Annotated in this window: 19 protein-coding genes; 7 read left to right on the top strand and 12 right to left on the bottom strand. The window is 59.6% G+C overall.

The genetic code is table 11. The annotated features are described in order from the left end of the window. Positions 1-140: 140 nt before the first annotated feature. Positions 141-1,790: an energy-dependent translational throttle protein EttA gene (gene ettA, locus ACP7E6_RS02570; protein WP_426227605.1), complete on the bottom strand. Its 1,650-nt coding sequence runs from the start codon at positions 1,788-1,790 to the stop codon at positions 141-143. A 93-nt stretch (positions 1,791-1,883) separates the two neighbouring features. Further along, complete coding sequence (locus ACP7E6_RS02565) at positions 1,884-2,582, bottom strand: ribonuclease T2 (RefSeq protein WP_426228524.1); 699 nt, start codon at positions 2,580-2,582, stop codon at positions 1,884-1,886. Between the two features lie 262 nt (positions 2,583-2,844). Here ACP7E6_RS02565 and ACP7E6_RS02560 point away from each other — a divergent pair, with 262 nt between their 5' ends. Genes ACP7E6_RS02560 through ACP7E6_RS02550 form a run of 3 tightly spaced genes read left to right on the top strand, consistent with a single transcriptional unit; the run spans position 2,845 to position 6,425 of the window. Further along, complete coding sequence (locus tag ACP7E6_RS02560) at positions 2,845-3,780, top strand: alpha/beta fold hydrolase (protein ID WP_426227603.1); 936 nt, start codon at positions 2,845-2,847, stop codon at positions 3,778-3,780. Between the two features lie 13 nt (positions 3,781-3,793). Then, complete coding sequence (locus ACP7E6_RS02555) at positions 3,794-4,744, top strand: DMT family transporter (protein ID WP_426227601.1); 951 nt, start codon at positions 3,794-3,796, stop codon at positions 4,742-4,744. Positions 4,745-4,778: 34 nt separating this feature from the next. Continuing rightward, the gene (locus ACP7E6_RS02550; RefSeq protein ID WP_426227599.1) at positions 4,779-6,425 is read left to right on the top strand and encodes a thiamine pyrophosphate-binding protein; all 1,647 of its coding nucleotides are present in this window, start codon (positions 4,779-4,781) and stop codon (positions 6,423-6,425) included. A 55-nt stretch (positions 6,426-6,480) separates the two neighbouring features. Here ACP7E6_RS02550 and ACP7E6_RS02545 read toward each other — a convergent pair whose 3' ends face one another. Both ACP7E6_RS02545 and ACP7E6_RS02540 read right to left on the bottom strand, forming a co-directional pair. Then, complete coding sequence (locus tag ACP7E6_RS02545) at positions 6,481-6,819, bottom strand: TIGR01244 family sulfur transferase (protein ID WP_037209235.1); 339 nt, start codon at positions 6,817-6,819, stop codon at positions 6,481-6,483. Positions 6,820-6,893: 74 nt separating this feature from the next. Continuing rightward, positions 6,894-7,748 carry a DUF4432 family protein gene (locus ACP7E6_RS02540; RefSeq protein WP_426227597.1) on the bottom strand — a complete coding sequence of 285 codons (855 nt, stop codon included), beginning with the start codon at positions 7,746-7,748 and terminating at the stop codon, positions 6,894-6,896. A 208-nt stretch (positions 7,749-7,956) separates the two neighbouring features. On the opposite strand from ACP7E6_RS02540, the gene ACP7E6_RS02535 reads away from it, so the two are divergent. After that, the gene (locus ACP7E6_RS02535) at positions 7,957-9,333 is read left to right on the top strand and encodes a L,D-transpeptidase family protein (RefSeq protein WP_426227595.1); all 1,377 of its coding nucleotides are present in this window, start codon (positions 7,957-7,959) and stop codon (positions 9,331-9,333) included. A gap of 358 nt (positions 9,334-9,691) precedes the next feature. Next, complete coding sequence (locus tag ACP7E6_RS02530) at positions 9,692-10,981, top strand: NAD(P)/FAD-dependent oxidoreductase (protein ID WP_426227594.1); 1,290 nt, start codon at positions 9,692-9,694, stop codon at positions 10,979-10,981. Between the two features lie 63 nt (positions 10,982-11,044). Here ACP7E6_RS02530 and ACP7E6_RS02525 read toward each other — a convergent pair whose 3' ends face one another. The 8 genes from ACP7E6_RS02525 to ACP7E6_RS02490 form a co-directional block, all read right to left on the bottom strand. Continuing rightward, positions 11,045-11,737, bottom strand: coding sequence for an AAA family ATPase (locus ACP7E6_RS02525; protein WP_426227592.1), 693 nt, complete (start codon positions 11,735-11,737; stop codon positions 11,045-11,047). A gap of 221 nt (positions 11,738-11,958) precedes the next feature. Next, positions 11,959-13,104 carry an iron-containing alcohol dehydrogenase gene (locus ACP7E6_RS02520; RefSeq protein WP_426227590.1) on the bottom strand — a complete coding sequence of 382 codons (1,146 nt, stop codon included), beginning with the start codon at positions 13,102-13,104 and terminating at the stop codon, positions 11,959-11,961. Between the two features lie 3 nt (positions 13,105-13,107). Further along, entirely contained in the window at positions 13,108-14,487 is a 1,380-nt protein-coding gene (locus ACP7E6_RS02515) for an aldehyde dehydrogenase family protein (RefSeq protein WP_426227588.1), read from the bottom strand. A gap of 20 nt (positions 14,488-14,507) precedes the next feature. Next, positions 14,508-14,924, bottom strand: a complete 417-nt coding sequence (locus ACP7E6_RS02510) for a type II toxin-antitoxin system VapC family toxin (protein ID WP_426227586.1) — start codon at positions 14,922-14,924, stop codon at positions 14,508-14,510. Then, complete coding sequence (locus tag ACP7E6_RS02505; protein ID WP_426227585.1) at positions 14,917-15,597, bottom strand: DUF7662 domain-containing protein; 681 nt, start codon at positions 15,595-15,597, stop codon at positions 14,917-14,919. The genes ACP7E6_RS02510 and ACP7E6_RS02505 overlap by 8 nt, the downstream gene beginning before the upstream one ends. 87 nt (positions 15,598-15,684) lie before the next feature. Then, a complete protein-coding gene (locus ACP7E6_RS02500; RefSeq protein WP_426227583.1) occupies positions 15,685-17,055 on the bottom strand; it encodes a glutamine synthetase family protein in 1,371 nt (456 codons plus the stop codon). Positions 17,056-17,156: 101 nt separating this feature from the next. Further along, on the bottom strand, positions 17,157-18,704 hold the full coding sequence (locus ACP7E6_RS02495) for an amino acid permease (RefSeq protein WP_426227581.1): 1,548 nt from the start codon (positions 18,702-18,704) through the stop codon (positions 17,157-17,159). Positions 18,705-18,817: 113 nt separating this feature from the next. Then, positions 18,818-19,585 (bottom strand): N-formylglutamate amidohydrolase, encoded by a 768-nt coding sequence (locus ACP7E6_RS02490; protein WP_426228522.1) that lies wholly within the window; start codon positions 19,583-19,585, stop codon positions 18,818-18,820. A gap of 290 nt (positions 19,586-19,875) precedes the next feature. Between ACP7E6_RS02490 and ACP7E6_RS02485 the strand changes: the two genes are divergently transcribed. Both ACP7E6_RS02485 and ACP7E6_RS02480 read left to right on the top strand, forming a co-directional pair. Beyond that, a complete protein-coding gene (locus tag ACP7E6_RS02485) occupies positions 19,876-20,733 on the top strand; it encodes a MurR/RpiR family transcriptional regulator (RefSeq protein ID WP_426228520.1) in 858 nt (285 codons plus the stop codon). A gap of 241 nt (positions 20,734-20,974) precedes the next feature. Continuing rightward, positions 20,975-22,078: an ABC transporter substrate-binding protein gene (locus tag ACP7E6_RS02480; protein WP_426227579.1), complete on the top strand. Its 1,104-nt coding sequence runs from the start codon at positions 20,975-20,977 to the stop codon at positions 22,076-22,078. The last annotated feature ends 9 nt before the right edge of the window (positions 22,079-22,087 follow it).

Raw genomic sequence — 22,087 nt, 5'->3', positions numbered from 1 at the left:
TTCCGCAAGGTGAAATGTCGCATGGCCCCCGAGCATCGGGACATGAAAAAGGCGGCCCGCGCGGACCGCCTTGATTTATTTTTAGCAGGAGAAACAATTGACTGCTCGCAATGACAGCGCAGCCAATGAAGCCGTCCCGTCTATCGCGTCAGGCGCTTGTAGCTGACGCGGCTCGGGTTGACCGATTCCGGACCGAGGCGGCGGATCTTGTCCTTCTCGTAGTCTTCGAAGTTGCCTTCGAACCACTCCACATGGCTGTCGCCTTCGAAGGCGAGGATATGCGTGGCCAGCCGGTCGAGGAACATGCGATCGTGGCTGATGATTACGGCGCAGCCGGCGAAGTTTTCCAGCGCGATTTCAAGCGCGGCCAGTGTTTCCGTATCCAGGTCGTTTGTCGGTTCGTCGAGCAGCAGCACGTTGCCACCGGCCTTCAGCATCTTGGCAAGGTGAACGCGGTTGCGCTGACCACCGGAGAGATTGCCGACCTTCTGCTGCTGGTCGGTGCCCTTGAAGTTGAACGCGCCGCAATAGGCCCGCGAATTCATTTCCAGCTTGCCGAGCTTGATGACTTCGGCACCACCGGAAATTTCCTCCCAGACGGTCTTAGCGCCATCAAGGGCATCGCGGCTCTGGTCGACATAACCAAGCTTAACGGAATCGCCGACGCGGAATGTGCCGCTATCCGGCTTTTCCTGGCCGGTGATCATCCGGAACAGCGTCGTCTTGCCGGCGCCGTTCGGGCCGATCACACCGACGATGCCGCCTGGCGGCAGCTTGATCGACAGGTCGTCGATCAGCACGCGGTCGCCGTAACCCTTGGTGATGTTTTCGGCTTCGATAACCACCTGACCGAGACGCTCACCGATCGGAATGATGATCTGCGCATCGCCAAGACGCATCTTGTCGGCCGCATCGACCAGTTCGTCATAGGCCTTGATACGGGCCTTCGACTTCGACTGACGGGCTTTCGGGCTGGACGCGATCCATTCCTGTTCACGGCTGATCGCCTTCTGGCGGGACGCGTCTTCACGGTTTTCCTGCTGCATGCGCTTGGCCTTGGCCAGCAGGTATGCCGAGTAGTTGCCTTCGTAGGGAATGCTGCGGCCACGGTCGAGCTCGAGGATCCAGCCCGTGACATTGTCGAGGAAGTAGCGATCGTGGGTGATCATCATCACGGCGCCGGCATACATGCGCAGATGATTTTCCAGCCAGCCGATGGTTTCGGCGTCGAGATGGTTGGTCGGTTCGTCGAGCAGCAAAAGGTCCGGCTTGGAGAGCAGCAGCTTGCACAATGCCAGACGGCGGCGCTCACCACCCGAAAGGCTGGTCACATCCGCATCGCCGGGCGGGCAGCGCAGCGCTTCCATCGCCATTTCGACCTGGCTTTCGAGATCCCACAGGTTCTGGCCGTCGATAATGTCCTGAAGCTTCGAACCCTCTTCCGCCGTTTCGTCGGAATAGTTCATCATCAGTTCATTGTAGCGCTCGAGGATGGCGGTCTTGTCGGCCACGCCCTCCATGACGTTTTCCATCGCCGTCTTGGTGGGATCGAGCTGCGGCTCCTGCGCCAGGTAGCCGACGGTCGCGCCCTGAGCGACCCAGGCTTCGCCGGTATATTCCGTGTCGAGCCCGGCCATGATGCGCAGCACGGTCGATTTACCGGCGCCGTTCGGGCCGAGGATACCGATCTTGGCGTCCGGATAGAACGACAGATTGACATTCTCCAGCACCTTCTTGGTGCCGTAGGACTTGTTCAGCCCGGACATATGATAAATGAATTGACGTGCCATAGAGAAAACTGCTCCGACGGAATGGGATTTTGCCCGCTATGTAGGCGAATTATCCCGGCGGAGCAATGAAGAAACCGGTTTTCGCAACGCCATTCACTGAATGCCGGCTGCATCGACGGTGCCTTTTGCGCATTTGAAATCGGTATCACCGGCGGCAAGGATCAGACTTGAGAGGCCGGCACTGGCCGAAAGATCGCCCGACAGGCCGATCGTCAGCCCGGTGACGACGCTGCGGCCTCCGGCTTTCTGGCAGCGCATCCTGACGCGGTCGCCCGCCCCCTTGCCGAAACTGTCGTCAAACGCCTGCTTGACCTCGCCCTCCGTCACATCCTGCCCGATCCGGCCGGCAAACAGGGTGCGAACGGCCGAGCCATTGATGTCCTCGACAAGGCGAAGCTGCACGGAAAAATAGTCCTGTGCGGTACCGCCATGGCATGTGCCGCTGCGCAGCCATTGATGCCGGTCGAGCCCGGATTGGGTTCCGGGCATCGCCACCTTCAGCTTGGCCGCAGTTTCCTCAGCCATGGCCAATTGCGGCAAGTCCAGCCAGTCGCCTTTCTGATCACGGGCCTTGATATCCGCAGAGACGCCGCAATAGCTCTTTTTGACTGGCCAGAGGCCATGCAGCGAAAAATGCGTCGCGTCATGGCGCTCTGCGGTCTGCCCGGCGCATTCCTTGCGGGTCGGGCGGATCTCGCAAAAGCCCGGCTGCCAGCTGACAGCGAGAATGTATTCGGTCTTGCCCTTGGCGGCTGTGGCTTTTTCCTCCGCAAAGACCGGTGAAACAAACATCGCGGCAATCATGATCAGCCCCAGACGATGCAGAAACGACACGACGATAGTCCTCACAGTCCTTTGCATGCCGGCCTCCCCCAAAACAGAACAAAACAAGATCATCTTGCGATTAAAACGGGAAAATTGCAACCTGAAATCCATGCACGATCGATTTTTTCTGACCTGATACCAAACAAGCACCAAGCGCTTGTTGCCTTTGGCTGGTAAATCAATTTGATAGCGGTTCAGCGCACGAACTTCGACTGGGAGGATCTAAGGGGTGTTCACCACGGTCGAAACGTTGCAAAGCCCGAGCGGAGCCGCGATTGCCTGGCGTCACTGGCGCGCTGCCACACCGGAAAAGGCCGTGCTGCTCGTCAGCCACGGTTTGGCCGAACATTCGGCCCGTTATGCCCGCTTCGCTGAAGTCATGGGCACCCACGGCTTCAACGTCTATGCGCATGATCATCGCGGCCACGGCGCAACAAAAGCCGCCGATGCACCGCTCGGCCGTTATGCGCAATCGCAAGGGGCAGCCAAGGTCGTCGACGACGTCAGGGCAATGCGCATGATGACCACCAGCCGTCATCCCGGCCTTCCCGTCATCCTGTTCGGCCATTCCATGGGCGGCCTGATCGCCCTGAACGCCGCGGAAGAAGATCCGGGCCTTTACGATGGACTGGCTGTCTGGAATTCGAATTTCAATCCGGGGCTGGCCGGACGCGCAGCCCAAGCCCTGCTTGCCATCGAGAAAATGCTGAAAGGCTCCGATGTGCCAAGCGGACTGCTGTCGAAACTGACATTCGCCGCCTGGGCCAAAACAATCCCCGACCGCAGGACCGACTATGACTGGCTGTCGCACGATCCGGTGGAAGTGGGAAAATACATCGACGACCCGCTCTGCGGTTTCGATGCCAGCGTTTCGATGTGGATCGACCTGTTCACTCTGACCTTCGACGGCGCAAAGCCGGAACGGCTGAGCCGGCTGCCGAAAAACTTGCCGGTCCACTTGGTTGGCGGCGGCCAGGATCCAGCCACCAATGGCGGCCGGGAAATCTCATGGCTGGCGGGGCGTATGCGAGCAGCCGGCTTGGAAAAGGTAACGACGACCATCTACCCGTCAATGCGCCACGAAACCCTGAACGAACTTGAGCGCGACGGCGCCATGCAGGATTTCGCCGCATGGTGCCTCTGCGTCGTGGAGCAGCGGAAATGAGCAAAGACCTGGCATGACCGGCATTTCCGCAAAACCGGCGACACGCAGCAACGATGTTTCCTTCGGTCTCACCCTGATGGTCATCGCGGTGCTGATCTCGCCACTGATCGATATCTTTGCAAAACTTGCCATCACCACAATTCCATCGGCTGAAATCACCGCCGTGCGCTTCGTGCTGCAGATGATCTTCATCCTGCCTGTTGTCATCTTCCGCGGCACGCTGTTCGATCTCACCTGGAAGAAGACAGGCTTGCATATGCTGCGCGGCGGCCTGCTGGTCGTCACCATGCTGTCGTTCATCACCACGCTGAAGGCGATGGAAGTCGCCGATGCCATCGCCATCTTCTTCGTCGAGCCGATCATCCTGACCATCCTCGGCAGCATTTTCCTCAAGGAAACCATCGGCTGGCGGCGGTATACCGCCTGCGGCGTCGGCTTTTTCGGCGCTCTGCTGGTCATCCAGCCAAGCATGCAGGAAGTCGGCTGGATCGCACTTTTGCCAATTGTCTCGGCCTTCGGGCTGGCGATCTTCCTGTTGGTCACCCGTCTGGTGGCGCAGAACGAGGACCCATGGTCGATGCAGTTTCACGCCGGCGTCTGGGGTGCGGTGTTCTGCGGCATCCTGCTTTACATCGGCGACGGAAGTGGGTCGGAAATTTTCGATCCGGTCGTGCCGGATACGACTGCCGGTCTTTACCTGCTCGGTGTCGGCGTCACCGCGACAATCTCCGGGGTGCTTGGCGTCTATGCCTATCGCGCCGCGCCCGCCTCGGTGCTGGCGCCCCTGCAATATCTGGAAATCGTCTCGGCGACGATTTTCGGATGGCTGGTGTTCGGCCATCTGCCGGACGCACTGAAATGGCTGGGCATCGCCATCATCATCAGTTCCGGCCTCTACATCATCTGGCGCGAGCGCCGGGTCAACAAAACAGCAGGTATCGCGCCGGTATCGCCGGCCATCTGACAAACGTGAGTGACGTGCTTTGGGAGGAGCAGACATGAAGACAGGCGGAGAATTGATCGTTGAGGCGCTGAAGGCAAACGGCGTCAGGCGGGTGTCCTGCGTACCGGGCGAAAGCTATCTCGCCGTGCTCGACGCGCTCTACGATACCGATATCGAGGTCCTGGTCTGCCGCCAGGAGGGGGGCGCTGCGATGATGGCGGACGCCTGGGGCCGTCTGACCGGCGAACCCGGCATCTGCATGGTGACACGCGGTCCGGGCGCCATGAACGCGTCGGCCGGCCTGCATATTGCCCGCCAGGATTCGATCCCGATGATCCTGTTCATCGGCCAGGTCCAGCGCGATGCCCGCGAGCGCGAAGCCTTCCAGGAAATCGAATATCGCCGCGCCTTCACCGAAATCGCCAAATGGGTCGGCGAAATCGATGATCCCGCCCGCATCCCGGAGCTCGTCACCCGTGCCTTTGCGGTCGCCACATCCGGCCGCCCCGGCCCGGTGGTTCTGACCCTGCCGGAGGACATGCTGACGCAGAAGACGGAAGCGGTCCTGGCAAAGCCCTATCAACCGGTGGAAAGCCATCCCGGCCCCGGCCAGATGCAGGCGCTGGAGCAGCTCATCGCCAAGGCCGAACGGCCGATCGCCATTCTCGGCGGCACGCGCTGGAGCGAACAGGCGGTCCGGCAGTTCCAGTCTTTCGCCGAACGCTTCGACCTTCCGGTCGGCTGTTCATTCCGCCGTCAGATGCTGTTTGATCATCTGCATCCAAATTACGCCGGAGATGTCGGCATCGGTATCAACCCGGCGCTGTCCAAGGACATCCGCGAGGCAGACCTCGTGCTGTTGGTCGGCGGCCGCTTCTCCGAGATGCCATCCTCCGGTTATACCCTTTTGGAGGTGCCCTACCCGCGGCAGACGCTGGTCCATGTCTATCCCGATCCCGGCGAACTCGGCCGGGTCTACCGTCCCGATCTGGCAATTGCTGCTTCCCCCGCCGATTTCGCCGCCGCCCTTGAGATCCTGACCCGGGCGCAACCACGTTCTCAGTCCGAACGGACGGCACGGATGCACCAGTCCTATCTCACTTGGTCCACTCCGCCGGAAACCGGTCCCGGCGACGTGCAGATGGGGCCGATCATGCGCTACATCGAAGCGAACACGGCAAAAGATACGATCTTTGCCAATGGCGCCGGCAATTACGCCACCTGGCTGCACCGCTTCCACCGGTTCCAGCAATTCAACACGCAGGCGGCCCCGACATCCGGCTCGATGGGCTATGGCCTGCCGGCAGCCGTTGCCGCCAAACAGCTGTTTCCGCAGCGCGAAGTGATCTGCTTTGCCGGTGACGGCTGCTTCATGATGCACGGGCAGGAATTTGCTACCGCCGTGCGCTACAATCTGCCGATCATAACTCTGGTGATCAACAACGGCATCTACGGCACGATCCGCATGCATCAAGAGCGGGAATATCCGGGCCGGGTCAGCGGTACCGACCTGACCAATCCGGATTTCGCAGCCTTTGCCCGCGCCTATGGCGGCCATGGCGAACTCGTCGAAAAGACGGCGGATTTTGCCGGTGCCTTCGAGCGCGCCCGCCAAAGCGGCAAGCCGTCGATCATCGAGATCAGGCTCGATTCGGAAGCGATCACGCCGACGCGGACGCTGAGCCAGATCCGGAACGGCTAGGCTTCATCCAAGGACGACCGGCGCGCGATCGCAAGAATGCGCGCCGTCCAAAATATCAGCCGCGAATGTGCTGGGTCTGCTGATAGACATTGGTCGATCGGGCTCCGGAGCGGCAATAGCCGAGCATCGGCCGCTCGAACGTATCCAGCGCATCGACCATTTCGCGCACGGCATCGGCGGTCACGCCCATTGGGCCGACCGGGATATGGGTGATGTCAAGACCGAGTTCCTTGGCACGGGCGGCGATCGTTTCGAACTGCGGCTGGTCGGGCTGTTCGAAATCCGGGCGATGGCAGACGATGGACTTGAAACCCAGCGCCTTGATCGCATCGAGGTCCTCGACGGAAATCTGTCCGGTGACCGAATATTCATCGTTGATCTGGCGAATGTCCATGGCTGTGCCTTCCTCAAAATAATGCCCGGACTGATGTAAGACCGGCCGCGTAGCGCGTCAATTGGAAAGGCGGATCAGCGGATCTGGAACGCCAGTGCGTATTCGATCGTCCCGCCCGGCTCGAGCATCGGCATTTCGCCGGCGGCAGCCAGCTCGGTCCGCTTTGCAAGCCGGTGGGACACAGGCTCGATGCCGATGACATTGGCCGCGCCGATCTGGCAGCGCCAGACCTGCAGGAACGGCAATGTGTCCGTGGAAAACCGGACGACCAGGGAGCGGCCGGCCAGTGCGTCGAAAGGCCCGAGTGTCACCTGCGCCCAGCCGTCTTCGGCACCGGGTGCCGCCGGTAGACAGAAAAGCCCGCGGTCGCCCTCGCCGAACCGCCAGGGCCGCGTTTCATCCCCGAACATCGTTCCGCCGATTTGTGTTTCGTTACCTGCAAGCCAGCCGCCGATATTCATGTGATACATCAGCATCGGCGCAAACGCCCTGTCTCCAGTGTTGGTGACACGGTCGAGCAGCGTCACCTCCGCCGTATCGGCATTGACAGACCATTGCCGGGAGAACCTTGCCGTTCCACCATTCGCGAGCACCACGTCGGTTTGCGCGGTGCAGCCCGGCGGTTCACCCGGCGCCGGCATCTGGGTTTGGCCGACCGGCGTGCCGCAGAGTGAGCCGTGCAACGGGAACGTTTGCCCGTCATCGAGTCCTTCGATGGGCTCAGGATGCCGTATGTGATCCGGACCGCAGGTGAAGAAAAAACCCTGCAGGGCATTATCGATACGCCGGTCGCCATCCGACGGAATTGCGATCCCCGGCGACAGATCGACGCCATCAACCACGAAAGCACCGATATCCAGTGCAGACTGCCGGTCGAGAAGAATCTGGAAGCTTTCTTCCTTGGAACCGCCAGAAATCTGGATCGACATTGCATGTTCTCCCGTGCGTCTCAGCCGGATGGACCGGTAACACGCCAAAACTAGCGCAACGAAAGGCGTTCATCACCTGTCGAAAACGTGCAACCCACCGATTTCGAAGGATTTTAGGGAACTGTTCATAATGAATTCAGTTTATTCATATTAACGTCCCATTTGATTTGTACGCCCCGAGTTCAACTGCCAGATAACAGGTTTCACCGTGACGTTCGTTTCCAGAACCCGCCTTGCCGTTTTTTCCGCCGTCAGCGTGCTTGCTCTTGCCACAGCAGCCGAGGCGCAGGACAGCTTTGGACGCCTGCCGCCTAATTCGGTGCTGGTGACGCCGCAGGGTGAGATTCTCGATTACATGCCCGAATCCGGCGACGTGCGGATGATGCGCGATGGCCGAGGCCGAACCGTTCTGGTCGATAGCTGGGGCAATGTCGTTGCGACCGTGATGGGATCGGGCCGTCAAGGCAATGACGTGCGCCGCCGTGAGCGCAACCGCGACGTCTATACTAATCCCGACTATGGCTATTCCGATCCGGCCTTCACCGACCAGGGCTATTCGCGCCCGGGCGACGTCACAGGGTCGATCCCGGATTATCGTGATTCGGCGCCGCGCAATGTCGAGCGTGAAGAATTGCCGGCAAGCCTGCCGATGCAGGACGAGAACGACATGGCCGCCCTGCCGCCCGAGGACAACGCGCCCGCACGCCAGACGCTGCCATCCGTCGCCCAGATCACCAAGAAATCCAGCGCCGAAATCACCGCACTGCAGGTTTTTCTTGATCGGGAAGGCTTTTCTCCGGGCGTCATCGACGGCAAGACCGGTTCCAATGTGACCAAGGCGATCGAAGCCTGGCAACAGGCCACCGGCGAAACGCTGGATCCGAACAATACCGACGATATTCTCGAGCGTCTGCGCTTCACCGGCGGCCTGCCGATCACCACCTATACCATCACCGCTGCCGACGCGGCCGGCCCCTACGTTGCCTCCATTCCGGAGGATTACGCCCATAAGGCCGTGTTGCCTCACCTCTCCTTCACATCGACGACGGAAATGCTGGGCGAAAAATTCCACATGGACGAAGCCTATCTGCGCGAACTGAACCCGGGCATCGATTTCACCATCCCGGGCACCATCATCAAGGTCATCAATCCGGGTGAGGCAAAGTCGGGCAAGGTTACCCGCATCGTCGCCGACAAGTATCGCAAGCAGGTGTTTGCCTATGACGAGGCAGGCACGCTGATTGCGGCCTACCCGGCAACCATCGGATCGTCCGACACCCCATCGCCGTCAGGAACCGTGCAGGTCGATCGCATCGCCCTGAACCCCGGCTACACCTACAACCCGAAGATCAATTTCAAGCAGGGTGAAAACGACAAGGTCCTGACCTTGCAGCCTGGTCCGAACGGTCCGGTCGGTACGGTCTGGATCGCGCTGTCGAAGCCGACCTACGGCATCCACGGCACCCCGGAACCGTCCAAGATCGGCAAGACCCAGAGCCATGGCTGCGTTCGCCTGACCAACTGGGACGCGACGGAGCTCGCCAAGATGGTCAGTGTCGGCACGACTGTGGAATTCCTCGACTAAAGACGTGTATTTGCCAAAACCTCCCCTATTTGGGGGGTGACGGGCCGCTTGCATGGGTCAAGATGGTTGCGTCAAGGTTACGATCAACTGCATCCTTGACGCGCATACCCCGTCGCCGCACCGGCTTGCCGGTACGGAACGCGATATGATTGGGCACAGTTTCGCGGAGGCGGAGATCGGGGGTCGTGGCGTTGAGCTTGGTAACGCCGCGACCTCACCCACCTGATGCCCTATTGATGGCTAAGGCCGATATTCCGGCCTCATGACCTCATCAGATATTGTCATTAAAAGACATTGCCGCGATGCTTTATCTGTCGGAGAACTGAAACACCAATTCCGATAGACGAGGAATGCCGTAATGGCCGCCGAACGTACTCTTCCCAACCTCTGGCATGCCACGGCACCTGCAGCCCCGCAGACAGGGCCGCTTGCAACCGATATCACGGTCGATGTCGCGGTGATCGGCGGCGGCTTTACCGGATTATCTGCAGCCCTGCATCTTGCCGAAAAAGGCGTCAACGTCGCGATCGCCGAAGCGAAAATGATCGGCTTTGGCGGCTCCGGCCGCAATGTCGGTCTCGTCAATGCCGGCATGTGGACCAAGCCCGAGGACCTGATTGCAACGCTCGGAACGCAGGTGGGGACGCGGCTTCTGACCGAACTCGGCGACGGCCCGTCGCTGGTCTATCAACTCGTCGAAAAACATAACATCGCCTGCGAAGCCGTGCGCAAAGGCACGCTGCATCTGGCCGTCGGCACCGAGGGCCTGAAGGACATCCGCGACCGTGAACGCCAGTGGAAGACCTTTGGCGCACCAGTGGAGGTAGTCGATGCGGACCGCGCCCAAACACTGACCGGCGCGCCCGGTTTTTCCGGCGCGCTGCTCGACCGGCGGGCCGGAACGATCCAGCCCTTGGCCTATGCCCGGGGCCTTGCCCGCGCGGCCCTTGCCGCCGGGGCGCAGATCTATACCGAAACGCCGCTGCGCTCCGCCCAACGCAAGGGCGACCTCTGGAGCCTGACCGCCGGAGGCGGCACGATCACCGCCAAATCCGTCATCGTCGCGACCAACGCCTATGGCGACATGTTCGCCCAGACGCCGTGGACATCCTATACCCAGGAACTGACGATCCTGCCCTACTTCCAGTTCGCCACCAATCCGCTCTCCGACAACATCGCCCGCACCATCCTGCCGGAACGCCAGGGCTGCTGGGACACCGGGCTGGTGATGACCTCGTTCCGGATGGACCAGCAGAACCGCCTGATCTTCGGCAGCGTCGGCCGTCTCGATGCGCTGGCCGAAGGCACCCACCGTGCCTTTGCCGAGCGTTCGCTGGGCAAGCTGTTTCCGGCGCTCGGCGATTTCCGCTTCGAATACTGGTGGGATGGCCGCATCGGCATGACCACCAACAACCTGCCGCAGATGCACGTGATGGCCCCGAACGTCTTTTCCGTCAGCGGTTACAATGGGCGCGGCATCGCACCGGGCACGGTCTTTGGCCGTGCGCTGGCCAATCACGTCATGGGTGAGCCGAACGCGCTGCCGCTAGCCGAAACGCCGATCACACCTGATCCTTTGCGCAGCGTCAAATCGGCCTTCTATCATGCCGGCGCACAAGCCAAGCATTTCATCGACCGCCGATTTTAGACTTCGTCAAACGCAATACGCCGCGTGAAAACACGCGGCGTTGAATTTTCCGGCCAAAACTCTTCAGGCGGCGTGGCGCATGCTGCGGGTCAACCAGAGCGGAACAAGTCTGCGCACTTCGTCGCCGAAGGCGCGGGCGTTATGACAGGCCTTGTCGAGATTGCTGACCCGGGCCGGGTCCATCGTCTGAAGCGTACCGCCGCAATCGAAAATATCGCGGAAGGCCGCGCGCTCGATGATCGGGGTATCAAGTACCGGCACAGAGCGCTCGGAGAGCAACTGCTTAACCACCTGCAACGCCCGTGTCGTCACCAGCGAGTTGACGCGCGTCAGAACGACGGAATGATTAATGCGGATACCCGCCTTTTCTTCGAGATAACCGAGCAGCTCCAGCACCTGGGCGCCGCCCTTGGCATCCATGGCGCAGCCCTGGATCGGGATCATCACATGGTCCGACAGCCCAATGGCGGTTGCCATCAGCGTGTTGCGGGCTCCAGCGAGATCGATGATGAAATAGTCGGTCTTTGCCCGGTGGTCGTTGATATGCGTCTGGATCGACGCCATCGTCACATAGGAGATCACCTCGATATTCGGAACCTTCCCCGAAATATCGTGCCAATGGGAAATCCAGTGCTGCGGGTCGGCATCGAGAATGGTGACACGGGCGCCGGTGCGCGCCAGTTCGGTCGCCAGGATCAGCGCGGCAGTCGTCTTGCCGGCGCCGCCTTTAGTGTTTGCGAATGTAATGACTGGCATGTCCGTTCCTGTCTGAAAAGTCGGAGCCCCTGCATGGCTCCCGGAGAGCGCAAATCCCATCGCGCTTCGATGAACCAAACCTTTCAGATCGTGGTTAACAAAGACTGAATGCACCCCTCCCGAGAATTAACCAGTCAAGCATCGGCAGCGCTTCCTGGACATGAAAAAAAGCCCGGAAAACCTTGGTTTTCCGGGCTTTCCGAGAAGGAAGAGACAGAAGATCAAATGCAGTCGCGAAACAGCTGCCTGGCAGCATCGAGCGTCAACTCGACCGGATTGCCGCCTGCCGTCGGATCAACGATTGCCATTGCTGCCATTTCGTCGATGCGGTCGGTGCCGACGCCGAGTGCCGACAGCTTGTCCGGCACGCCGAGTTCTTCGCGCAGCTTCAGCACATAATCGTAGAAACCATCGAAGCCGCCGGAAATACCGAGATAGGCAGCCGCCAAACCAATCTTGTCCTCAATGGCCGGGCGGTTGAAGCGCAGCACCGGCGGCATGACGACGGCATTGGTCATGCCGTGATGGGTGTTGTAGATGGCGCCGACCGGATGCGACAGAGAATGGATGGCGCCGAGCCCCTTCTGGAAGGCGACAGCGCCCATGGCAGCGGCGGACATCATATGCGCGCGGGCCTCGATATCCGTGCCGTCCTTATAGGCGCGCGGCAGGTATTCCTTGACGAGACGCAGGCCTTCCAGCGCGATACCGGCCGACATGGGATGGTAGAACGGCGACGAATAGGCTTCCAGGCAATGGGCAAAGGCATCCATGCCGGTACCGGCCGTGATGATCTTCGGCATGCCGACCGTCAGTTCCGGATCGCAGATGGTGACCGCAGGCAGGAACTTCGGATGAAAGATCACCTTCTTCGTATGGGTCTGCGAATTGGTGATGACCGAGGCGCGGCCGACTTCCGAACCGGTGCCGGCGGTTGTCGGAACGGCGATAATCGGCGCGATGCCCTCGACGCTGGCGCGGGTCCACCAGTCACCGACATCTTCAAAGTCCCAGACCGGGCGGCTCTGCCCGGCCATGAAGGCGACGCACTTGCCGAGATCAAGGCCCGAACCGCCGCCGAAGGCGATGACGCCGTCATGGTCGCCGGCCTTGAAGGCTTTTACGCCGGCATCGAGATTGACGTCGGTCGGATTGCTGTCGACATCGGCAAACAGCGCGCGGCCAAGACCGGCAGCCTCAAGGATATCGAGCGCATTCTGGGTGATCGGCATCGGCGCCAGGCCACGGTCGGTGACCAGAAGCGGCTTCTTGATGCCGAGCGCCTTGCAATGATCGGCAAGTTCCTTGATCCGGCCGGCGCCGAACTTGATGGATGTCGGGTAGCTCCAGTTGGCAGTGATGGTCATCGTTCAGGCTTTCTTCAGATGGTAGGATTTCGGGCGGGTCAGGTTCTGGAAACCGATGACCGACAGCGAGCCGCCACGGCCGGTTTCCTTGACGCCGGTCCAGCACAGCGCCGGATCGAGATAATCGGCGCGGTTCATGAACACGGTGCCGGTTTCCAGATCGTTGCCGATGCGGGCAGCGCGTTCCGGGTCCTTGGTCCAGAGCGAGGTGGTCAGGCCGTATTTGCAATCGTTCATCAGCGCGAGTGCTTCCGCATCATTCTTCACCTTCATGATGCCGACGACCGGGCCAAAACTTTCTTCGGTCATCACCTTCATCGAGTGATCGACATCGACCAGAACCTGCGGGGCGAGATAGGCGCCGCCATCATCCTGCGGAAACAGTTTTGGATCGACCAGGGCCTTGGCACCCTTGGCAACAGCTTCAGCGGTCTGCGCGCGCACTTCGGCGGCAAAACGCTTGTGCGCCATCGGCCCGAGCGAGGTTTCCTGCTCCAGCGGATTGCCGAGCTTGTAGGCCGAGGCAAAGGCGACGGCCTTCTCGACGAAGCCGTCGTAGAGGGTTTCGTTGACATAGATGCGCTCGATGCCGCAGCAGCACTGCCCGGAATTAAACATCGCACCATCCATCAGCGTATCGACGGCAGCATCCAGATCGGCGTCTTCCATGACGTAGCCCGGGTCCTTGCCGCCAAGTTCGAGGCCAAGACCGGTAAAGGTCCCTGCCGCTGCCCGCTCGATCGACCGGCCGCCTTCGACCGAACCGGTGAAGTTGACGAAATCAAAGCTCTTGGCCGCAATCAGCTGCGACGCGGTCGCATGATCGAGGAAGATATTCTGGAACACATCTTCCGGAACGCCGGCCTCGACAAAGGCACGCACCATGCGCTCGCCAACCAGGATCGTCTGGCTGGCATGTTTGATGATCACTGTGTTACCGGCCATCAGCGCCGGCGCAACCGTATTGATCGCGGTCATGTACGGATAGTTCCAGGGGGCGATGACAAAGACGACTCCATGGGAGACGCGCTCGATCCGGCGCTCGAAACTGGCGCTGTCCTCGACGATGATCGGCGCCAGTGCATCGGCGGCAATCGTCGCCACATAGTTGGAACGCTCGTTGAAGCCGCGGAACTCGCCGCCATAACGCACCGGCCGGCCCATCTGCCAGGCAAGCTCCGGCACGACCTCGTCGACCATCTCGTTGAGGCGCGCAACACCGGCAAGCACCAGCTTGACGCGGTCTTCGATCGGCCGCTTGGCCCAGCTTTTCTGCGCAGCACGCGCACGCGCAACGGCAGCCGAGGCGACGGCGGCATCAACCGCCGGCCGTTCCGCGTAAACCTCCCCGTTCACCGGGGAAATGCATTGGATCATGGTCATTCGTTGTTCACTCCAAAAGCCTAGCAGGCAAGTGTCTTGACGTGACCGGCGGCGCCATAGGCGAGGATCGCGCGGTCACGGGTGATAATGGTCAGGTCATATTCGCGGGCGGTCGCGATAAGAATGCGATCCGTCGGATCGTTGTGAACTGGCGTGGGCAGGAAGCAGGAAGCCATCAAAATATCCGCTGTTACTGGCTGCTCTTCAATTTGGCTGTCGTTTAGAAAACCGCGGTACCAGCGCTCAGGCGACTTTGTCTCCGAAATTCTACCCTTGGAGACAAGCATCGCCATTTCCCATGCTGTCATCACGGAAACACGAACCGGAACGCGGTCACGCCAAGCAATCTTGAGCGCGAACCTCGTTTCCTCGGACACGGCCTGCCGATGTGAAAGCCAAATAGCAGCACATGTATCTAAAAGGTATCCATTACTCATTATAGAGCGTTCCGCCCCATTCGAATTCCATGGGTTCCGTGAGATCGACACCGGGCATGACTGTTATCGTACCGGCCATGCTGCCCCAAATGGGATGGTCTGGTAGCTCTTGCTCAGACTTGTATTCAGACGCGGTGCTCCCGCGAACTCGCTGGAAAATGAGCTTTGCACCTGCGGTATCGACCGACACTGTGTGATAGCCTGCATTGAGCCACTCTTGCGTCATCGTATTGTTTCCCGGGTTATTACTCCACCATGCGGGATACATTTTAGAGGCCGGCAGATTGCTGCCGATGACGTCCTCGATCTCCGAAAAAGTCATCAATATCCGCTCCTTGTCCTGACGCTTCAAATAGTCGCCCAAAGGACGATACTTTCCACCCATACGTCCTTTTGGATTTGAACTTGATTCAGAGCTTGCGACACGGGCCTTAACCTTGCGAAAAACCAGCTTTTCGGCTCCCAAATCTACAGACTCAGTTTCGTAACCCGCATTCAACCACTCACGAGTCATCACGTTATTTTGGGGATTATTGCTCCACCATGCACGATGCTCCCTCGAAGAGGCTGGCAATTTGCTTCCAAGAAGCTGTTCGATTTCGGAAAAGCTCAAAGCAAGGTAGTCAGCATTTTGCTTGAGCAAAAACTGACCAAGAGGCTCATATTTACCCACGCCGAAACTCCTTGTTCGCATCAACGCCATCAACTATCGCAAGAAAATGGAGTTATGTAAACACAGTAAATCATATGTGTGTTTACATTAGGCCCGCTCGAACCCTCTTGCCACTTCCCAATCCGTGATGCGGCGATCGTATTCTTCCTGCTCCCATTCGGCCGCCCGTGTATAGTGTTCGATGACGTCTTGACCAAAGGCATCGATCAGCATCTTGGAGCCGCGCATCACTTCGGTGGCGTCGCGCAATGTGCGGGGGATCTCGCGGATGTTCTTGCCGCCATAGGCGTCGCCGACGAATGGCGGTTCCAGTTCCATTTTGTTCTCGATCCCGGCAATCCCGGCAGCAATCAGCGCAGCCATCGCCAGATAGGGATTGAGATCGGAGCCGCCGACCCGGCACTCGATACGGATAGCCTTGGTGCCCTCGCCGCACAGGCGATAACCGGCAGTACGGTTGTCCTTGCTCCAGACGGCTTTTGTCGGCGCGAAGGTGCCGGCCACGAAGCGCTTGTAGGAATTGATGTAAGGCGCAAGGAAATAGGTGATTTCGCCGGCATGGTTCAAAAGCCCGGCAACATACTGGCGCATCATTTCCGACATACCGTATTTGGCGTCCTTGTCGAAGAATTTTGAGCTCTTGCCGTCAACGCTCCAGAGCGACTGGTGAATGTGCGACGACGAACCGGCGGCGTTGTAGTTCCACTTTGCAAGGAAGGTGATCGCCTTGCCCTTGCTCCAGGCAATTTCCTTGCAGCCATTCTTGATGATCACATGCCGGTCGGCCATATCAAGCGCATCGGCGTAGCGCACGTTGACTTCTTCCTGACCGGCGGATGCCTCACCCTTGGTGTTCTCGACAGGGATACCCGCCCCCTGCAGGCCGTTGCGGATCGCCCGCATGACGTCCTCTTCCTTGGTCGTCTGGAAGATGTGGTAATCTTCGTTATAACCGCTGACCAGTTTCAGGTCGCGATAGCCGCTTTCGCGGGCACTGTCGTAGGATTGATCGAACAGGAAGAATTCAAGCTCTGTTGCCATGAAGGCCCTCAGGCCCATGGCCTCCAAGCGTGCGACCTGCTTTTTCAGGATGGCGCGCGGCGAATGCGGCACTTCCTTGTGGGTGTGATGGTCGAGCATGTCGCAGAGAACCAGCGCCGTGCCTTCAAGCCATGGAATGCGGCGAAGCGTCGAAAGATCGGGCTTCATCGTGTAATCGCCGTAGCCAGATTCCCAGCTCGTCGACTTGTAGCCGCTAACCGTTTCCATCTCTAGGTCGGTGGCCAGGAGGTAGTTGCAGCTGTGGGTTTCCTCCCAGGCGCCATCGACGAAAAACTGCGCGTGAAAGCGCTTGCCCATCAGGCGTCCCTGCATATCGACCTGGCAGGCCAGAACCGTATCGATGCGGCCTTCGGCAACATCCTTCTTTAACTCTTCAAACGAATAGCTCGCGCTCATTGCAAAAATCCCGTGCTTGATCGTAACGCTGCCTTGCGCGGCTGCGTCTGCGGACGTCTGGCAGAAGCCGCATATGCGGCTTCTGCCTTGTCTTTATTGGATCACTTCTGTCCAACGGCCTTTTCGGCCGCTGCGATTTCAGCGGAGCGGCGCGCAACTTCGTCGCCGATCGGCGGCCCCTTGAAACGGCGGCGTTCAAAGCCGAACCAGACGATACCGGTCAGGATCAGGAAGCCGACGGTCACGTAGAGGGCGGGCGTGTTCGGCGGCTGGACGCCGAGCACGAAGATCAGGATCATGGCCAGGATCGTCAGCACGGCAAACAGCTTGAAGACGCCTTCGCCGAGGTTCCACGGACCCATCTTGTCCCATTTCGACGTACCCCAGGCAAACAGGCCCAGCGTGATCGGGATCGCGAAGGAGAAGAACAGGAAGATGACCGTGCAGGAAACGACGATGGTGTAAACCGGAGTCTCGCCGATTGTGACAAGCGACGAGCCCCAGACGAACAGCACCGACAGGATCGATCCGGTCCAGATGGCGGCAACCGGCGTGCGATAGGTCGGGCTGACCTTGGCCAGAGCCTTGGAAGCCGGCAGGCCGCCATCGCGCGAGAAGGCGAAGATCATGCGCGATACCGACGTCACAGTTGCCAGGCCGCACAGCCATTGGCTGACCAGGATGGCGAAGTAGAGGATATCCTTGATGGTCGCATTGACCTGCGTGTCCATTGCCCAGAAGAATACGTTCCAGCCCTGCTTGGCGGCCTCGTCCATGCTGGGAAGCAGCAGAACGAAGCTGCACAGCATGATGTAGCCGAACAGCGCCGACCATAGAACCGACGAGATCATGCCGCGCGGAACCGAGGTTGCCGCCTTGACGGTTTCTTCCGACGTATGGGCGGAAGCGTCATAACCGGTGATCGTGTAGATCGGCAGGAGCAGGCCGAGCAGGAAGACCCAGGTGCCCGAGGTCGCCGGCCAGACATTGCCGCCGGCTTCGCCCGAATAGTTGGAGAAGGTGAACAGCCGGCTGAACTCGTAGGTATCGGCTGCGGCAAGGCACACGACCGAAAGCGCGATCGCCGTTGCAAAGATCAGATAACCGGAAAAATCTGTCAGCTTGGCCGTCAGGCCGATGCCCATATGGTTGACGATCGCCTGCGCGCCGGTGATGACGACCAGGAACAGGATACGGACGGTCGTGGTGTCTTCCAGACCGAAATAAGGTGTGCCGAACGATCCCATGAAGAAGTAATAGGTGCCGACATTGATGGCGCCGAGAACCGTGACGAGACCGAGCAGGTTGAACCAGGCGGTCACCCAGCCTGTGAACCGGTTGCCGAGGATGGAACCCCAGTGATAGAGGCCGCCGGCCGTCGGATAAGCCGAGCTGATCTGCGCCATGGCGACGGCAAAGACGAGGGAAACGAAGCAGCCGAGCGGCCAGCCGATGCCGATCGCGGCACCGCCCGCCCCCGACGTTGCCTGGGCGAGCGAGTTGATGCCGCCGGAAAGGATGCAGATGATCGAGAAGGAAACGGCGAAATTCGAGAAAGAGCTCATGCGCCGTTCGAGTTCCTGCGCATAGCCCATCGAATGGAGGACCTTCATGTCCTCATGTTTATCATTATCTGAATAGTCTGACATGTTTTTCCCCTGTATCAGCCAGCCTCCGGCGGTATTGCCGGATGCCGAAATGCCAGTGTGCCCATGGAAGCCCATGGACCAGTCTCCGCGGACATGCCGCTCCCCAGGTCTTTTTATTGCGACAGTGCAGTAAGGCTTTCGCCCAAAATGCCTGTCAGATAATCGGCCATGACCTTTTGGCCGATTTCATTTGAAACGAGATCGTTGCGGATCTCGATCATTACGTTGAGCAGGCCGTTCTTCAAGCCATGCTGGATCAGAGTATGCGTCACGCCGTCCGCCGGTCCATAGGGCTCGTTGCGGCGCACCACGTAAGCAGACGTTTCGCCCGCGGCAGCCAGAATCGCATCTGCCAGCCGGCTATCCTCGTCATGCAGGATACCGATTTCGACGTCGCGCTGCTTGCCGTGATAGACGGGCGTAAACGTGTGCATTGTGATCAGCACCGGCGGCCGTCCGGCGGCCTTGCGCGTGGTGATGAAATTCGAAAGCTGATCACGGAACGGCACATACAGCGCATCCGTCCGGGCCAGTCGCTCGGCAGCGGAAATGGATGCGTTGCCGGGTATTTCAAAAACTTCGCTGACCGGCGGCATGGCGGCTTCAGCCTCCGGCGGCCGGTTGCAATCATAGATCAAGCGCGAAAAGCGCTGATAGATCAACGCGGCATCGAGGCTTTTGACCAAAAGCTGTGAGACGGCAAGCGCGCCGGGATCCCAGGCAATATGGCTTTTGAGTGCGTCTTCAGAAAGACCAAGCGACCCCATCTTTTCCGGAAGGCGGCGCGAGGCGTGTTCGCAGACCAGCAGCACCGGGCTCAGCGCCTCCAGGTTTTCCACTGCGACTGGCGATCCATCCGCCTCTGTCAAAAGTCCCGTCAACTCCGGTCCCCTTCCGGTTGCCTCATCGGCGCCACGCATTTCCAGGATGGGCTGGAAGCCCCTGAAATCACGCATGGAAACAAGAATCGGTCAGCCAGTCATTTTTTTCAACTCATGCGTGACTGCCGATACTGAAAAGAATTCTTCACGTTTTGACCTGTGTCAATCGGAATCTGAAACGATCTCTTCAAAAAATCAATTGACTCGAATTGTGACAGCGATGTTTACTCTGTCACAAAGCTGGCAGAGACCGGTTTAGGGGATGAATTTTGACCAATACCGCAGGCACCATGACGGTGTCGGATGTGATCAACGCCCATTTTGCCGTGCTCACCCGCGCGGAAAAACAGTTGGCTGCGACGCTTCTCGACAACTATCCGGTTTCCGGACTCGGCAGCATCACGACTGTGGCCGAGAATGCCGGCGTGTCGACGCCGACGGTCGCCCGCATGGTGCAGAAAATCGGCTTTCGCGGCTTCCCGGATTTCCAATCGCGGCTGCATCAGGAACTCGAAGCAACCATTTCCAACCCGATCAGCAAGCACGACCGCTGGGCGGCCAATGCGCCGGGCACGCATATCCTCAACCGTTTCGCCGATGCAACGATGAACAATATGCGCGCAACGCTGGCGCAGCTGGAAACCGCCGAGTTCGATGGCGCTGCGGCGATGATCGCCGACCGCAAGCGAAATATCTATCTCGTCGGCGGCCGCATCACCCGTGCCCTTGCCGACTATTTCTTCACCCATCTCCAGGTCATTCGCTCCGGCGTCACCCAGATCGCCTCCAATTCCAGCTCCTGGCCGCATTACGTGCTCGACATGAAGAAGGGCGACGTCCTGATCATGTTCGATATTCGCCGCTACGAGCAGGAGATGGAAACGCTGTCGCGCATCGCCCGCGATCGCGGCGTCGAAATCATCCTGTTCACCGACCAGTGGAGCTCGCCCATCGCCAAATCGGCGCGGCGCGTCTTCCGCATCCAGATCGAAGCACCTTCGGCCTGGGATAGCTCGGTTGTCACCCTGTTTGCCGTCGAAGCGCTGATCGAGGCCGTGCAGAGTTCCATCTGGGACGAGACGCATGACCGCATGAAAACGCTCGAAGGCCTGTTCGATTCAACGAGGCTTTTTCGAAAGCCGCTTTAAGAGGAGGAAGCGGTACGGAACGTGGCGCCGGGTTGACCGGCGCGGGGATGCCATGGTCCGCGATTTGGAATGCAATACAAAACGCCAGCACCCGGACGGATGTAAATTTTGAAAATGAAATGAAGGTGTTCCGCCTGCGAACCTCTGGTCGCAAAGGAGACAACACCTGTCACATAAGCTTCATAGGACCCCAGTATCAGCTTCATCGAAGTTGACTGATATAACCACAAGGAGAAGACCAGTGATTTCACACATGCGCCGCCTGCTTTCGCTTTCGACCGCCATGGTCATGGCATCGACCGCCATCGCCGCTGCCGAACCGAGCGCCGAACTGATCGCCGCTGCCAAGGCAGAAGGCACCCTGACGACCATCGCCCTGCCCCACGACTGGTGCGGCTACGGCGGCGTCATCGAAGGCTTCAAGGCCAAGTACGGCCTGACCGTCAACGAACTCAACCCGGACGCCGGCTCGGGCGACGAAATCGAAGCCATCAAGGCCAACAAGGACAACAAGGGCGACCAGGCTCCTGACGTGATCGACGTCGGCCTCTCTTTCGGCCCGTCCGCCAAGGCCGAAGGCCTGATCCAGCCGTATAAGGTCGAAACCTGGGATTCGATCCCGGACACCGCCAAGGACGCTGACGGCTACTGGTACGGCGACTATTACGGCGTCATGGCCTTCGAAGTGAACAAGGACCTCGTCAAGGAAAGCCCGAAGGATTGGGCCGACCTGTTGAAGCCAGAATATGCCAACATGGTGGCTCTTGCCGGTGATCCGCGCACTGCCAACCAGGCGATTTCGGGCGTTTTCGCAGCTGGCCTTTCCGGCGCTGGCGGTGACGTTGCCAAGTCCGGCGAAGCTGGCCTAGCCTTCTTCAAGGAACTGAATGCCAAGGGCAATTTCGTTCCGGTCATCGGCAAGTCGGCTCCGCTCGCACAAGGCACGACCCCGATCATCCTGCGTTGGGACTACAATGCGCTGTCCGACCGTGACACGCTGGCCGGCAACCCGCCGATCGACGTCGTCATCCCGGCTACGGGCGTTGTTGCCGGCGTCTACGTCCAGGCAATTTCGGCCTACGCTCCGCATCCGAACGCTGCAAAGCTGTGGATGGAATACCTCTATTCCGACGAAGGTCAGCTCGGCTGGCTGAAGGGCTATTGCCATCCGATCCGCTTCAATGATCTTGCCAAGAACAACAAGATCCCGAAGGAACTGCTCGACAAGCTGCCGCCGGCTGCTGCCTATGAAAAGGCCGTGTTCCCGACGCTCGCCGAACAGGAAGCCTACAAGGAAGTCATCACCAAGGGCTGGGATACGGTCGTTGGCGCCAACGTACAGTAAGGCTGTCGC

The sequence above is a fragment of the Pararhizobium sp. DWP3-4 genome, from assembly GCF_049898205.1.
Classification (GTDB): Bacteria; Pseudomonadota; Alphaproteobacteria; order Rhizobiales; family Rhizobiaceae; genus Pararhizobium.
Note: the sequence above shows the minus strand (reverse complement) of the source record. Positions and strands in the feature narration are given on the sequence as shown.